Source organism: Rhabdothermincola sp. (genome assembly GCF_036846205.1).
GTDB lineage: Bacteria > Actinomycetota > Acidimicrobiia > Acidimicrobiales > Acidimicrobilacustridaceae > Rhabdothermincola.
This window is the reverse complement of record NZ_DAIUCK010000085.1, coordinates 1-14,389: the sequence shown is the minus strand read 5'-3', so window position 1 is coordinate 14,389 and position 14,389 is coordinate 1. Positions and strand designations below refer to the sequence as shown.

Below are 14,389 nucleotides of genomic sequence, written 5' to 3'. Positions count from 1 at the left end.
CCCTGGGGGAGCGGGCGCGCCGACCGGTAGGTGGTCGTGGGCAGCGTGAGTGACGACGGTGGCGCTCCCGGCACGAGCTGGGCCCCCGCGTCTGCGGCGACGGTTGCCAGCACATCGGCGACCCGAACGACGGTGACGGCGATGGCGTCGTTCGGGCAGCCCTGGACGCATGCGGGAGCCTCGCCCTGAGCGAGACGGCCAGCGCACAGGTCGCACTTGCGCACGATGCCCAGCTCGCGGTGCGGTGCGGGAACCTCGTAAGGACAGATCAGCGTGCAGTACAGGCAACCGATGCACTGGTCGTCGAGGTGGACCACGATGCCCGTGTCCCGATCCTTGCGGTAAGCGTCCACGGGGCATCCCGAGAGGCACGCGGGATCGATGCAGTGGTGGCAGGCGTGGGTGACGGTCTGGATGATGCCGGACCCGGTCGCGGGATCGATCCCCCGTAGGGTCCCCACTCGCCTCCACGACTCGTCGCCGTCGAGGCCGTTGAGACTGTGACACGCCGTCACGCATGCTTTGCATCCCGTGCAGCGGTCGAGGTCCACGTCGAAGGCGTACTGCTCACCGGGGGCGGGCGGTGTGGCGGGCAGAAGGTCGCTCCACCGGCGCATCTCCAGAGCGACCGGCCCACGCTCGTGCGCCTCGGTGAAGCGCTCGACCGCAGTGAGGGAGCGTTGGCGCGCCAGGTACTCGTCGATCGGGGTGGTTGGTGCCAAGGCGTCGCCCATGTGGTTCAGGCGGTCGCTGGGGACAGTGCCGCGCCGACAGGCAGGTCGCTCGACTCGTCGACGCCCAGGGCTTCGTCTTCGAGCAGCTCCGCGCTGAACGAGTCCGCGGGCTCGACGAGCCATCGGATGGCGACGAGGCCGAGGACTGAGGCGGCGGCGATGATCAGGAAGAAGGTCGTGGTCCCGACGAACAGCAACGCGGTGAGGAACACGACGGCTCCGAGGTTCCCGTAGGCACCGACCATCCCCGAGATCTGGCCACTGACCCGCTTCTTGACCAGCGGCACGATGGCGAAGACCGCACCCTCAGCAGACTGCACGAAGAACGAGCACGCCATGGAGGCGGCAATCGCCACCCCGAGCGGCCAGCGACTGCCGATAGCGGCCATGAGTGCATACCCGGCGGCAAGGCCGACCAGCAGGACCGACAGTGTCCGCTTGCGGCTCCCCAGCAGGTCGGAGAGCAGCCCACCGGATGGGCGGGCCAGGAGGTTCATGAACGCGAAGCCCGAGGCGGCCATGCCGGCCGCAGCGGCCTCGAGACCGAAGGTCTCGGAGAAGAACGTTGGCAGCATCGTCACGACGGCCAACTCTGAGCCGAAGGTGCAGAAGTAGGCGATCGACAGCACCACGACCGATCGGAACGGGTAGCGGTCTTCCTCTCGGTACTCGTCGCGGAGAGCCGGGCGATTGACCCGGAGCACGGCCACGAGCTGAAGGGCGAGCATCACGATCATCGCGCCGATCGCTGCGAGGAAGACCGGCGTGGTGATGGCGCCCACGTGGTGGATCCGCCAGGCGATCAGCCCGAGCGCCAGCGTGAGTGGGATGGTGAGCGCGGCGAGTGCGAGCACGGCGCCCGGGTTCGTGACCTCCAGGGCACCTTGCCGTCGCGGTCGGGCGTAGCGGCGACCGGGAGGCGTGTCCGTCACGGCTCGCAGGTAATAGACGCCGTAGAGGGCCGATGCACCGCCCGTGAGGGCGATGGCCCACCGCCAGCCGTCGGGTCCGCCGATCACCCCGGCGATGATCGGCAGGCTGAACGCTGCGGCGGCGGAGCCGAAGTTGCCCCAGCCGCCGTAGACGCCCTCGGCGGTCCCCAGCTCGTTCGGTGGGAACCACTCGGAGACCATGCGGATGCCGACCACGAACCCAGCGCCGACGACGCTCAACGCCAGGCGGCTCGCCACCAACATCCCGTAGCTCTGAGCGGTCGCGAACGCCAAGCAGGGAAGAAGGGCGTAGATGAGGACGGAGGCGTAGACCCGTCGGGGACCGAAGCGGTCGAGTGCCATGCCGATGAAGACCCGCGCCGGGATCGTCAGGGCCACGTTGCACAGGCCAAGCACCACCAGTTGGCTGGTGCTGAGGCCGAGCTGCTCCCCGATGGTTCTGGCGAAGGGGGCGAAGTTGAACCACACGACGAAGCTCAGGAAGAACGCAAGCCAGGTCAGGTGTAAGACCCGGTAACGCCCCTCGAAGCGCCAGATGCCTCGGGCTCGGGCGATCGCGTCGCTCATCCGCGACACCGACGATGGGAGTGAAGTCTCGCAGGTCGGGCTGGTGTGCATGGCCGCAGTGTGATGCTGGGCGGTTTCGTTGGTGTGTAGGACCCGTTACGCGTGCCTCACGGCCCCTGCACGGCAGACGACCGGAGTTGTGAGACAGGAGGGCTCACTCGCTGACCAGCCGGTACCCACGTCGCACCACCGTCTCCACACGCAATCCTGCGTCGGCCAGGCGCCTGCGCAGCCGGCCGATCGTCACCTCGACCACGTGCGGATCGCTGTCGGCGTCCCACACCTGGGCGAGCAAGGTCTGTTTGGACACCACTGCACCTGGTCGCCGGGACAGCACCTTCAGCACCTCACGTTCGCGGTCCGTCAGCAGCACGGGCTGGGAAGCACGGGCCGACACGAGCCGCCCCTGCACGAGGACCTCGTGGCCTCCCAGACGGAGAACGCTGCTGCGAGCCCCCAGCGCGGTGGCGAGCGCCCGCACCATGGCGCCGAGGCGCGGGCGTGACGGCTCGATCGGATTGCACGCCAGACGGCTGCTTCGCAGCCGAGCAGCGGTCACCGGCCCGACCGCGCACGCCACGACGGATCGGTCGAGGCTGGCTCTCACCTGGTCCAGGAGGTGGGCGGCGGCCGCGAGCTCGACGAAGTTGCTCACGGCGTGTGCGGAGGTGAAGGTGACCGCGTCGACCGATCGGTCGGCGACCGCGCCGATGACCCGCGTCGCGGGTGCCGGGTCTTCGGGAAGGGTCCATCGGTACACGGGCACGGGTACCACATCGACGCCGAGGGTCTGGATCCGATTCGCGAGGGCGTACCCGGCGCCGTCGAGCTGCACCGCGACCCGAAGGGGCTGCCGGCTGGCACGGTCGGCCGCAAGGACCGCGATGTGTGCGACGAGCTCGTCGTGGGTGGCGTCGGGCGTCACCCAGTCCACCTCGAGACCGATGCTCGCGGCGGTGCCCGCGGCTTTCGGACCGCGGGCCAGCACCACTGCTCCGTCGAGTGCCTGGCACAGCGCATCGCCGAGTCCCAGGCATTCGGCGACACCGAACCAGCCTCGGACTCCGATAGCGGTCGAGAGGGCCACGACATCTGGCGGCTTGTCGATGAGCGCAGCGGTGGCATCGCGCAGGGCTGGCTCGTCGCCGAGTGGCAGGGTTCGGATCACCGCCCCGTGGAGGACCTCTGCCCCTCGGCGACGCAGCAGCTCCGCCTGCTCGGTGGCGCGCCGGTCGGCGGTCACCGCCACCGTGTACCCGGCCATCGGCCGTTCCGGCAGCTGAACGGGGTCGCACAAGCCCCGTGTCGGGTGGCGTGCGTGGCGAGGGGCTTCAGCGTCGACGGCTGGAGTCGAGCTGATCATGGCGAGGCATGCTGGTCGAGCGGTGTTTCCTCACGATTTCGGAAGGATTGCCCGTCCATGAGCATTCACTGAGACACGTTCAGGTGCCCTGGGTTGGTCGGCGTTGCCGGCAGCTCGGAGCGACCACGGGTTCACGGCTCACCCGGACCCGGCCATCCCTGACCCGCACCGCCCATGCGCCGGCCCCTGACGACGGTTCGTCGAGGCACGAGCCGTCGTGCAGCGCGAACCGGTGCTTGCGCAGTGGGGAAGCGACGTAGAGCTCGATGCCGCCGGTGACCGATCGCGATCCCAGCAGACCGCGGGACAGCACGCTGACGCCCGTGCAGGGATCGATGTCGCCGATAGCCCAGACTCTCCCGACCGTGGCGTCAGCACCGTCGTCGACCCGGAACAGGGCGACCGCATACCCGCCGACGAGGGCCCGCACCCCTCGTCCGGGCTCGATCGATTCGAGGTGGCACACCTCGACCCAGGCGCAGTCATCGTCCTCGGCGGCTGTCAGTGCTTCCGACCGGGGGCAGGGCTCGACCGAGCGTGGGAGAACGCTCATCGCAGTACCACCGGCGACTCGGTGGCGCGCTCGCCGGCGCCCGGGTGCTCGCCGGGCGGGAGTGGCCGAGGCTGGCCACGCTCGATCACGTGCACGATGGTGGGGTCCGGCGTGTCCGGGGCGTTGATGTAGGACGTGAAGCGCGCCCGACGGGTCGGGTCGGCAAGGGTGGCCGCCCACTCGTCCTCGTAGCTGGCGACGTGTGCGGCCATGGCTGCTTCGAGCTCGTCGGCCAGCCCGAGCGAATCGGCGATCACCACCTCACGAACGTGGTCGACCCCTCCTTCCAGGCGCTCGATCCAGGTCGCGGTTCGCTCGAGCCGGTCCCCGGTGCGCACGTAATACATGAGGAACCGATCGATGGTGCGGATCAGCTCTGCGTCGGAGAGTCCCTCAGCGAGGAGGTCGGCATGGCGGGGGCGCATGCCCCCATTGCCCCCGACGTAGAGGTTCCAGCCCGTCTCGGTGGCGATCACGCCGACGTCTTTGGACTGGGCTTCGGCGCACTCACGCACACATCCCGACACCGCCATCTTGATCTTGTGGGGTGCTCGTAGTCCCCGGTAGCGCAGCTCCAGAGCGATCGCCATGGCGGTCGAGTCCTGCACGCCGTATCGGCACCACGTGCGGCCGACGCAGGACTTCACGGTGCGAACCGCTTTCCCGTACGCATGGCCCGATTCGAAGCCCGCGGTGATGAGCCGATCCCAGATGGAAGGCAACTGTTCGAGCCGCGCCCCGAAGAGATCGATGCGCTGGCCCCCGGTGATCTTGGTGTACAAGCCGAAGTCCCGTGCCACCTCGCCGATCGCGATGAGACCCGCCGGGGTGACCTCCCCTCCGGGGATGCGAGGGACGACCGAATAGGTGCCGTCGCGTTGGAGGTTGGCGAGCGCATGGTCATTGGTGTCCTGGAGCGCGGCCTGCTCCCCGTCGAGGATGTAGCCGTTGCCGAGCGAGGCGAGCACCGAGGCGAGGGCCGGCCGGCAGACCTCGCAGCCGATGACGCTCGTGCCGCCGGCCGCGGTGACCACCTCCGCCAGGGAGGTCAAGCCCCGGATGCGCACCAGGTCGACGAGCTCCTGGCGGGTGATGGGAAGGTGCTCACACATGCCCCGGCGGGTTTCGATGCCCGCCGCGGCGAGCTCTTCCCCCAGGACCTGTTCGACGACGGGTAGGCAGCCGCCGCAGCCCGTGCCCGCCCTGGTCCGGCGCTTGAGGTCACCGACGGTGTGACACCCTTCGGCGATCGCCCGGCTCAGGTTCGCCCGGGTGACGCGGTTGCACGAGCACACCGATCCCTCCGGGGGGATGCTCGCTGCGCTGTACGCTTGCACGCCGGTGAGCCCCTCGGGGAGCACGAGCGCGTGGGGATCCACGCCGCCGGTGGGGGCGCACAGTTCGCGCTGCACGAGGGGCCAGCCACTGGTGTCGCCCACGAGGATCGCACCGATGATCCGGCGGTCACCGTCGATCACGATCTTGCGGTAGGTGTCGGAGCTCTCGTCGTCCCACACCACGGACCGGCAGCCAGTCGTCGACCCGTGCGCGTCACCGCCGCTGGCGACGTCGACCCCTACCAGCTTCAGCTTGGTGGTGGGCTCGGGAGCGGAGAACGACAGGCTCGGGTCGGGCTGCTCGGCGGTGACCAGAGCGGCGAGCCGGCCGGCAGCGATGCGGGCCATGGCGTAACCGGGGGCGACGAGCCCGTAGGTGCGGCCTTCGACCGCCGCGCACTCCCCGATCGCCCATACCACGGGATCGGTGGTGCGCATCTCGGCATCGACGAGCACCCCGCCTCGCTCGCCGAGTGCGAGGCCGGCTTCCTCGGCGAGCGCGTCCTCGGGTCGGATGCCGGCGGCGACCACGACGAGATCGACGGCCAGTTCGACCGGGTGGTCGTCCGCCGTCGTCAGCTCGACGGCCCTCGGGTGTCCGGTGTCGGCGTTGCCGTGGATGGCGGTGCACGCGGCACCCGTGTGCACCTCGAGGCCGAGGGCTTCGATGCGGCGTCGCAGCGCCGCCGCGGCGGGGGCGTCGAGCTGCATCGGCATCAGGCGATCCGCCAGCTCGACCACGTGGGTCTCGAGGCCGAGGTTGCGGAGCGCGTTGGCTGCTTCGAGGCCGAGCAGCCCACCGCCGAGCACCGCCCCGCGGCGAACCCCAGGTTGTGCCGCCAGATGGGCGATCGCTTCCAGGTCGTCGATCGTGCGGTAGACGTGGACGCCCGGTGAGTCGATGCCGGGGATCGGCGGCACGAACGGCCTCGACCCCGTCGCCAGGACGAGGGTGTCGTAGCCGAAGGCACATCCACTCGCGGTCAGGACGGTCCGGGTCCGGCGGTCGATCCGCACGGCGGGGTCGCCGAGGTGCTCGGTGATGCCGTGCGCGTCGGCGAAGCCGTCCTCGACGAGGCACAGCGCTTCCGCCGAACGGTGATCCACCCACGACGAGAGCTGCACCCGGTCATAGGCGCGGTGGCGTTCGGCACCCACGACTGTCACGTCGAGCAGGTGCATCGCGCTGGACACCGCCAGCTCCTCGAGGAAGCGGTGCCCGACCATACCGTTGCCCACGATGACCACGCGATGCGGCTGCTGCATGCGACGAGTCCTTCCGGTGAGGGGAGCGGCTCGTCGTCAGTCAACCCCGATCCGGTTGCGCGGCGGTGTCGGAGCTGTGAACCGTCGTCGACAGCCCACTGGCTCCTCGGAGTGGTGGGTGTGCGGGATCTCACGCTGGCCGCAAGCGGCTGTGAGGTCTCGCGAGGTCACCCCGGCGCCACCCCCACCTGTCGGCGGCGCTTCTCGGGGCAGTCCAGTGCGCGAGGGGGGACTTGAACCCCCACGTCCTTGCGGACACAGGAACCTGAATCCTGCGCGTCTACCAAATTCCGCCACTCGCGCGAGTGAACGGTCTGTGAGGGTAGCCGACCCACCGGCCGCTCACGAACGTCGGACCCGGCATCGCCCGGGTCCCCGGGTATCGTTCCGGCGTGGGTCTGAAGGGGTTCGAGCGCAAGCTGGAGAACCTGGTGGAGGGGGCCTTCGCCCGCATGTTCCGCAGTGGTCTGCGGCCCATCGAGCTGGGTCGCCGGCTCGCCCGCGAGCTGGATGACAACCGCTCGGTCGACGTCCGGGGGCGCACCGTCGTGCCCAACGACTTCACGATCGCCCTGAGCCCCGAGGACCACGAGCGCTTCGCCGACATTGAGGACACGCTCTGCCGAGAGCTGTGCGACGCGGCGCGCGAGCACGCTCGCGACGAGTCCTACTCGTTTCTCGGCCCGGTGGCGGTGGAACTGACGGTCGATCCGGCGCTGCGCACCGGCACCTTCACGATCGTCTCTCGGATGAAGGAAGGTCCCAGTGGTGTCGGCGCCGGCTCGTTGCTGCTCCCGAACGGGGAGCGCTATGTGCTCGACGAGCACCCCGTGCTCATCGGTCGGCTCGACGAATGCGACATCACCATCCTCGACGCCAACGTGAGCCGCCGCCACGCGGAGATCCGCCCCCGCGGCGACGGCTTCGTGGTCATCGACCTCGGCTCCACGAACGGCACCCGGGTCAACGGGGTCCCGGTGAGCGAACGGGAGCTGCGTGACGGCGACGAGCTGACGGTCGGCAACACCCGCATCGGCTTCCAGGCCTCCTGACCGGAACCGCCCTGTCATGAGGTTCGAGGGGGGCCGCCGGTAATCTCGTGCTCCAGTGTCCGAGCAGCTGCTCTTCATCCTGAAGCTCTGCCTCCTCGCCCTGCTGTATCTGTTCTTCTTCCGGGTGCTGCGGGCGGTCTGGGCGGAAGTCCGGGCCCCGTCACCGGCGGGCGCACCCGCTCGCGCCGTCGCCGCGGTCCCTGGTCCGGTCGCGCCAGCCTCCGGGCAGGACGTCAAGCGTGGTCGCAGGCACCGCCCACCGGCGCTCACCGTGCTCGAGCCGGAAGCCCAGAGAGGGACGACCTTCCCATTGGGCGATGAGGTGACCATCGGGCGGGCGGCGGGCTGCCAGGTCACCCTCGACGACACCTACGTGTCCCAGCTCCACGCCCGGGTGTTCACGAGGGATGGCAGCTACCTGATCGAGGACCTCGGCTCGACCAACGGCACCTATCTCAACCGCCAGAAGGTCTCCGGACCGATGGTGGTGCAGAAGGGCGACCGGATCCAGGTCGGCAACACCGTGCTGGAGCTCCGGTGACCGCCTTCGCCTGGGGTGCGGCCACCGACACCGGGCGGGTCCGGCCGGCGAACGAGGACTTCCTGCTCGCCGCGGACGGGCTGTTCGTCGTCGCCGACGGGATGGGTGGTCACAAGGCCGGCGAGGTCGCCGCTCACCTGGCGGTCGAGGAGCTCCGGGCTCGGATCTTGGATCGCGGTGGTCCGCACACCACCGAAGATCTCGTCGAGGCGGTCCAGGAGGCGAACGCGGTGCTCGTGTCCAAGGCCGGTGAAGACCCGGACCTGCGCGGCATGGGTACCACATTGTGCGCCATGGCCCTGGTTCGCGACGGAGACCGGGATCTGCTCGGGGTGGTCAACGTCGGCGACTCGCGCCTGTACCTGCTCACCAGCGGCGAGCTCGAGCAGATCACCGACGACCACAGCCTGGTCGCGACCCTCGAACGGCAGGGGCGGCTGACGCAGGCCGAGGCCGCCGTCCATCCCCAGCGCAACATCCTCACCCGGGCGCTCGGGATCGACGAGCGGGTCATGGTGGACTCGTGGGAGATCGTGCCGTTCGTCGGCGACCGTTACCTGCTTTGCAGCGACGGCCTGTTCAACGAGGTCGACGACAACCGCATCGCGTCGACATTGCGCCGGCTGGCGGATCCCGCCGACGCGGCACATGAGCTGGTGCGGCTGGCGAACGAGGGTGGGGGACGGGACAACATCACCTGCATCGTCGTGGACGTGATCGATGACCAGGGTCGTGATCCCGCCGCGTCCCCCACGGATGGGCGCGTGGCCGCTCGGGTCGACGGGCGTGACCGGGTGCTCGCAGCAGCGGTTGGCGAACCGGCGATGGCCAGCTCCGATCCCGGCGGCGCAGATGCGGGCGGGCCGGCTGACGGGCCCGGGGCGGGCGGCGCAGCCCCCTCGCCTCGAGCCCGATGGGTCACCTGGCGGGTGGCGGTGTTCCTGGTGGTGCTCCTGGCGATCATCGGCGCAGCGGTGGGCAGCATCATCTACGCGGGCACCAGCACGTACTACGTCGGGTTCCAGGGGGACCAGGTCGCGATCTTCCGGGGTAAGCCCGGTGGGGTGCTCTGGTTGCAGCCCGAGCTCCAGGGAGAACCGACCGACCTGACCCGGGAGCAACTTGACGTGGCGCTGCAGGCGGAGCTCGACAAGGGCAAGGAGCAGGGCTCGCTGCTCGAAGCAGAGCAGTACGTCGATCGCATCCGCGCCCAGGCTCGGCCCGCACCATCGGGTGGCCTGCCCAGCCCGGGGACGCCCGGCACCGCCACAACCGGGACCACCACCGGGCTTGCACCGACGCCCACGGTCGAGCCGCCGCCGCAGTGAGCGTGCGAGCCGAGCCCTTCCCTCGCCGGCGGAGCACCGAGCTCGGTCTCGTGCTGTTGGCCGTCGTCGCCACCGCGGGTGCCTACGTGCTGGCCAGCCTCGGCACCACCGCGGAGATCCCGGTGAACCTGGGCCCGTTCCTCCTGTTCGTGCTGGGGCTGTTCCTCGTGGCCCACATCGCGGTGCGGCGTTACGCCCCGGAAGCCGACCCCGTCCTGCTGCCGATCGCGGCCCTGCTCAACGGCATCGGCTACGTGGTGATCGCCGGGCTCGATGCCCGGGGGAGGGAGAGCTTCGCGGCCGCGCAGGCGACGTGGACCGCGATCGGCGTGGTCGCCTTCTGCACCGCCCTGCTGGTCGTCCCCCGCATCCGCGACCTCCAGCGCTACCGGTACACCTTCCTGCTCACCGGTCTGGTACTGCTGATCCTGCCCTTCGTGCCCGGTCTCGGCAGCGAACGCTTCGGGGCCCGCATATGGGTGAGCCTGGGGCCGATCAACTTCCAACCCGGCGAGGTCACCAAGCTGGTCCTCGCACTGTTCTTCGCCGGCTACCTGGTCGACAAGCGGGAGCTGCTCCGCTCGAGCCCCCGGCGGCTCGGACCCGTGCGGGTCCCTGAACCGAAGTACCTGGGTCCGGTGCTTCTCGCCTGGGCGGTGTCGCTCATGGTGATGATCAGCCAGAAGGACCTCGGCACCTCGTTGCTGTTCTTCGCCCTCTTCATCGTGATGCTCTGGGTTGCCACCGAACGGCCGTCGTGGCTGATCATCGGGGCGCTGCTGTTTCTCGCAGGGTCCTGGTTCTCCTTCCACCGCTTCGGGCACGTCCAGGACCGGGTCGACATCTGGCTGGACCCCTGGCAGGACCCGGACGGCACCGGTTACCAGATCATCCAGGCCGCCTTCGCGATGGCCGCCGGCGGGCTGGCAGGCACCGGGCTGGGGCTCGGCGGCGCGGTGCGCATTCCGCTCGCCGAGAGCGACTTCATCTTCGCCTCCATCGGTGAGCAGCTCGGCCTGTTCGGGGCGACGCTGGTGCTGGTCGCGTTCCTGATGGTCATCGGCTCGGGTCTGCGCATCGCGATCCGCACGGACCAGCCGTTCGAGAAGCTGCTGGCCGTCGGCCTGACCACCCTCATCGGGGTGCAGGCCTTCATCATCATTGGTGGGGTCACCCGTCTCCTGCCGTTGACGGGCATCACCCTGCCGTTCGTGTCCTACGGCGGGTCGTCCCTCGTAGCGAACTACGTCCTGATCGCGCTGCTACTGCGCATCTCCGACGAGAGCAATCGTCGGGCCCGCAAGCCCGAAGTCGTGGCGTCGGTAGGTGCACCGTGAACCGCCAGATCACCCGCCTCGGTATCGGGTTGCTGGCCTGTTACGTCGCGCTGTTCGCCATGCTCAACTGGGTGCAGGTCCTCCAAGCCGACGAGTACGCGGAGCACCCGCTCAACACGGCCCGAATCCGCAAAGAGTTCAACCGGCCCCGGGGATCGATCCTCTCCGCTGACGGCGCGGTGCTCGCCACGTCCATCGACAACCCGGACCCGAACTCGGAGTTCGAACGGATCCGCATCTACCCCGAAGGAGAGCTCTTCGGCCAGGTGACCGGCTACTTCTCCTTCTGGTACGGCGCGTCCGGGGTCGAGCAGGCGTACGCCGCGCAGCTCTCGGGCCAGACCCTCGAGCAGCAGTTACGGGGCCTCGGCGACCTGTTCGTCCAGCGGGAGAATGTCGGCAACGTCGTGCTCTCGGTCCGCAAGGATCTGCAGCAGACCGCTCGCGACGCGCTCGGTGAGCGTGAGGGATCGGTGGTCGCCATCGACGTCAAGACGGGTGAGCTGCTCGCGTTCTGGAGCTACCCGTCGTTTGACCCCAGCCCCCTCGCCGGTCTCGACCACGGCGACGTCGAGCAGGCATGGAAGCTGCTCAACGCCGCGCCGGGGCAGCCGCTTCGTGCCCACCAGTACCAGGATCGTTACTTCCCGGGTTCCACGTTCAAGGTGGTGACCGCCGGGGTGGGCGTGCAGAGTGGCAGGGTCACCCCCGAGGAGCCCGTCTACCCGGTGGAGCGGAGCTGGACGCCACCGCAGACCCAGGTCCCCATCTTCAACTTCGGCGGCTCCGCCTGCGGGGGAACGTTGTTCCAGGTGATGGAGGTCTCCTGCAACACCGCGTTCGCCCGGATGGGTACCGAGACCATCGGTCCCGACGAGATGGTCCGGGGCACCGCGGCGTGGGGGTTCAACGATGCGCCGCCCATCGATCTGCCTGCTCCCGCCCGCTCGGTGTTTCCCACGAACTTCACCCGTGACCTTCCCAAGCTCGCGCAGTCCTCGATCGGCCAGAACGACGTCCAGGCCACGCCCCTGCAGATGGCGTTGGTCGCCGCGGCGGTGGCGAACGGTGGCCGGATGATGCGCCCCCACGTGATGAGCGAGGTCCGCGACGCGAACCAGCAGGTGGTGAGCCGGTTCGCGCCGAGCACCTGGAAGCAGCCGTTGACGCCCGAGCATGCGGCCACCATCCGTGACGCGATGATCGGCGTGGTGCGCAGCGGCACTGCGCGCGCCCTGGCCATCCCCGGGTACGAGGTGGGTGGCAAGACCGGCACCGCTCAGCTCGGCACGGAGCCGCCCCGCTCGCACACCTGGATCATCGGCTTCGGCGGCCCGCCCGGTGACCCGCAGGTCGCGGTGGCCGTGGTGGTGCTTGACCAGCCCGGCGCGAGCGAGTTCACCGGGGGGCGGGTGGCCGCTCCGATCGCACGAGCCGTGCTCCAGCAGGCTCTCGCGGTCAAGGCCGGCGGCTGACGCTCGGCACCGGCGCGGCCTCACGTAGGCTGGGCCGGTCATGCCTGACGAACCCCGAGCTCCCACCGTCTTCAACGAACGCTACGAGCTGCATCGGAAGGTGGCCCGCGGCGGGATGTCCGATGTCTACCTCGCCCGGGACCTGCTGCTCGACCGGCCGGTGGCCGTGAAGGTGCTGTTCCCTGAGTACGCCAAGGACGAGACCTTCGTCGAGCGGTTCCGCCGGGAGGCCCGGGCAGCCGCGAACCTCAACCACCCGAACGTGGTGGCGGTCTACGACTGGGGACAGCAGTACGGCACCTACTTCATCGTGATGGAGTACGTGGAGGGTCGCAGCCTGTCGGAGATCATCCGCACGGAGGGCCCGCTGCACCCCACCCGGGCCGCGGAGATCGCGGCCGACGTGGCGGCCGCGCTGGCGTTCGCCCACCGCAACGGGGTGATCCATCGGGACATCAAGCCCGGCAACATCCTGTTGACCTCCACGGGTCAGGTGAAAGTGGCGGACTTCGGCATCGCCCAGGCGGCGTCGTCGGAGGCCACCCAGGCCAACCTGACCCAGGTGGGGGCCGTGATGGGTACGGCCACGTACTTCTCGCCCGAGCAGGCGCAAGGCAAGCCCATCGATCCCCGCTCGGACCTCTACTCCCTCGGGTGCGTGCTCTACGAGATGCTCACCACCCGGCCACCCTTCTCGGGCGAGACCCCGGTGGCGATCGCCTACCGGCACGTGCAGGACTCGCCCGAGCCGCCCTCGGCGATCAACCCGGGGGTGCCGCCCGCGCTCGAGGCGATCGACCTCAAGCTGCTCGCCAAGGACCCTGCCGACCGGTATCCCTCGGCCGAGGACCTGCGCACCGACCTGCGGCGATTCCTCGACGGCAAGCCGGTCGCCGCCTCCGGCGGTGCGAGCAGGGCCGCCGCCGGGGCCGCGCTGGGTGTCGGGGCGGCGGCGTCCGCAGCGGGCGCGGTGACGGGCGATCCGACCGTGGCGGTGCCGACCACCCAGGTCGGTGCGGGGGTCGGCGGGCCGGGCACGCCGACCGGCCCGGCTACCGGCGTGCAGCCCGAGTACGCCGGCCCGAGCGAGCCGCCACGCAAGCGCAGTAGTGCCTTCCTGGCCGTGATGATCATCCTGTTGCTGGTGTTGGCCGGCGTGCTGGTGGTGCTCGGTCTCCGGCTCAGCCGCAGCAGCGAGGAGATCACCGTTCCCGACGTACGAGGCCTCACCGTGCAGGAGGCGCAGGCCCGCCTGAGCGGCGTGGGGCTGAACTCCGAGATCCGAGAGGAGCCCAACGCCGATGTGCCCGCCGGCCAGGTCTTCGAGCAGACCCCGGCACCCGGCGCGAAGGCGGCCCGTGACTCGGTGGTCACGCTGCGGGTCAGCGCGGGTCTGGGCAAGGCCGAAGTCCCCGACGTCGTCGGTCGTACGGAAGCTGCAGCCCGGTCGCTCATCGAGCGCGCCGGGTTCGTGCCCGACGTCCGCCAGCGTGAGGACGACACGGTGCCCGCCGGGCAGGTGATCTCCCAGGATCCGCCGGGTCGGACCCAAGCCGAGCGAGGCTCGGCGGTGACGATCGTCGTGTCCGCTGGTCCGGCTCCGGTCACGGTGCCGGACGTGGCCGGTTTGACCGTGGCCGAGGCGTCCAACGCGCTCGGCCAGCGCGGCTTCCGGGTCACCCAGAGCCAGCAGGCTTCGACCTCCGTGCCGGCGGGGACGGTGATCGCCACCGATCCTCCGGCGAACACCGAGCTCCCGAAGGGCAGCACGGTGCGGCTGATCGTGTCGTCCGGGCCTCCCCAGACCACCACGACGACCACGACCTCGACCACCAGCACCACGTCAACGACGACCACCACCGTCTCGGGCGGGGGAGGTGGTG

At 69.9% G+C, this 14,389-nt stretch carries 11 protein-coding genes and 1 tRNA gene; 6 read left to right on the top strand and 6 right to left on the bottom strand.

Annotated features, from left to right (window positions below):
- From V7004_RS12120 to V7004_RS12095, 6 genes are all read right to left on the bottom strand, one after another.
- The coding region (locus V7004_RS12120) for a 4Fe-4S dicluster domain-containing protein (RefSeq protein ID WP_334144260.1) at positions 1–734 on the bottom strand (734 nt) is incomplete at its 3' end.
- Positions 735–739: 5 nt separating this feature from the next.
- Positions 740–2,254: a NarK family nitrate/nitrite MFS transporter gene (locus V7004_RS12115; protein WP_334144258.1), complete on the bottom strand. Its 1,515-nt coding sequence runs from the start codon at positions 2,252–2,254 to the stop codon at positions 740–742.
- 154 nt (positions 2,255–2,408) lie between these two features.
- Positions 2,409–3,518 carry a uroporphyrinogen-III synthase gene (locus V7004_RS12110; RefSeq protein ID WP_334144257.1) on the bottom strand — a complete coding sequence of 370 codons (1,110 nt, stop codon included), beginning with the start codon at positions 3,516–3,518 and terminating at the stop codon, positions 2,409–2,411.
- A 178-nt stretch (positions 3,519–3,696) separates the two neighbouring features.
- Complete coding sequence (gene nirD / locus V7004_RS12105; RefSeq protein WP_334144256.1) at positions 3,697–4,170, bottom strand: nitrite reductase small subunit NirD; 474 nt, start codon at positions 4,168–4,170, stop codon at positions 3,697–3,699.
- Complete coding sequence (nirB, locus tag V7004_RS12100) at positions 4,167–6,773, bottom strand: nitrite reductase large subunit NirB (RefSeq protein ID WP_334144255.1); 2,607 nt, start codon at positions 6,771–6,773, stop codon at positions 4,167–4,169. Before nirB ends, nirD begins: the two co-directional genes overlap by 4 nt.
- A gap of 218 nt (positions 6,774–6,991) precedes the next feature.
- Positions 6,992–7,076: transfer RNA gene (locus tag V7004_RS12095), tRNA-Leu, on the bottom strand.
- A gap of 89 nt (positions 7,077–7,165) precedes the next feature.
- Between V7004_RS12095 and V7004_RS12090 the strand changes: the two genes are divergently transcribed.
- From V7004_RS12090 to pknB, 6 genes are all read left to right on the top strand, one after another.
- Positions 7,166–7,825 carry a DUF3662 and FHA domain-containing protein gene (locus tag V7004_RS12090; protein WP_334144253.1) on the top strand — a complete coding sequence of 220 codons (660 nt, stop codon included), beginning with the start codon at positions 7,166–7,168 and terminating at the stop codon, positions 7,823–7,825.
- Positions 7,826–7,880: 55 nt separating this feature from the next.
- A complete protein-coding gene (locus V7004_RS12085; RefSeq protein ID WP_334144251.1) occupies positions 7,881–8,366 on the top strand; it encodes an FHA domain-containing protein FhaB/FipA in 486 nt (161 codons plus the stop codon).
- Positions 8,363–9,694, top strand: coding sequence for a Stp1/IreP family PP2C-type Ser/Thr phosphatase (locus V7004_RS12080; RefSeq protein WP_334144250.1), 1,332 nt, complete (start codon positions 8,363–8,365; stop codon positions 9,692–9,694). Before V7004_RS12085 ends, V7004_RS12080 begins: the two co-directional genes overlap by 4 nt.
- On the top strand, positions 9,691–11,031 hold the full coding sequence (locus V7004_RS12075) for an FtsW/RodA/SpoVE family cell cycle protein (protein WP_334144249.1): 1,341 nt from the start codon (positions 9,691–9,693) through the stop codon (positions 11,029–11,031). The genes V7004_RS12080 and V7004_RS12075 overlap by 4 nt, the downstream gene beginning before the upstream one ends.
- A complete protein-coding gene (locus V7004_RS12070; protein ID WP_334144248.1) occupies positions 11,028–12,506 on the top strand; it encodes a peptidoglycan D,D-transpeptidase FtsI family protein in 1,479 nt (492 codons plus the stop codon). The genes V7004_RS12075 and V7004_RS12070 overlap by 4 nt, the downstream gene beginning before the upstream one ends.
- Positions 12,507–12,546: 40 nt before the next feature.
- On the top strand, positions 12,547–14,389 hold a 1,843-nt coding region (gene pknB / locus V7004_RS12065), incomplete at its 3' end, for a Stk1 family PASTA domain-containing Ser/Thr kinase (protein ID WP_334144247.1).

Excerpts from the sequence above, each read along its gene's own strand:
- V7004_RS12115 (WP_334144258.1), bottom strand. The coding sequence starts at position 2,254 with ATGAGCGACGCGATCGCCCGAGCCCGAGGCATCTGGCGCTTCGAGGGG.
- V7004_RS12110 (WP_334144257.1), bottom strand. The coding sequence starts at position 3,518 with ATGGCCGGGTACACGGTGGCGGTGACCGCCGACCGGCGCGCCACCGAG.
- nirD (WP_334144256.1), bottom strand. The coding sequence starts at position 4,170 with ATGAGCGTTCTCCCACGCTCGGTCGAGCCCTGCCCCCGGTCGGAAGCA.
- nirB (WP_334144255.1), bottom strand. The coding sequence starts at position 6,773 with ATGCAGCAGCCGCATCGCGTGGTCATCGTGGGCAACGGTATGGTCGGG.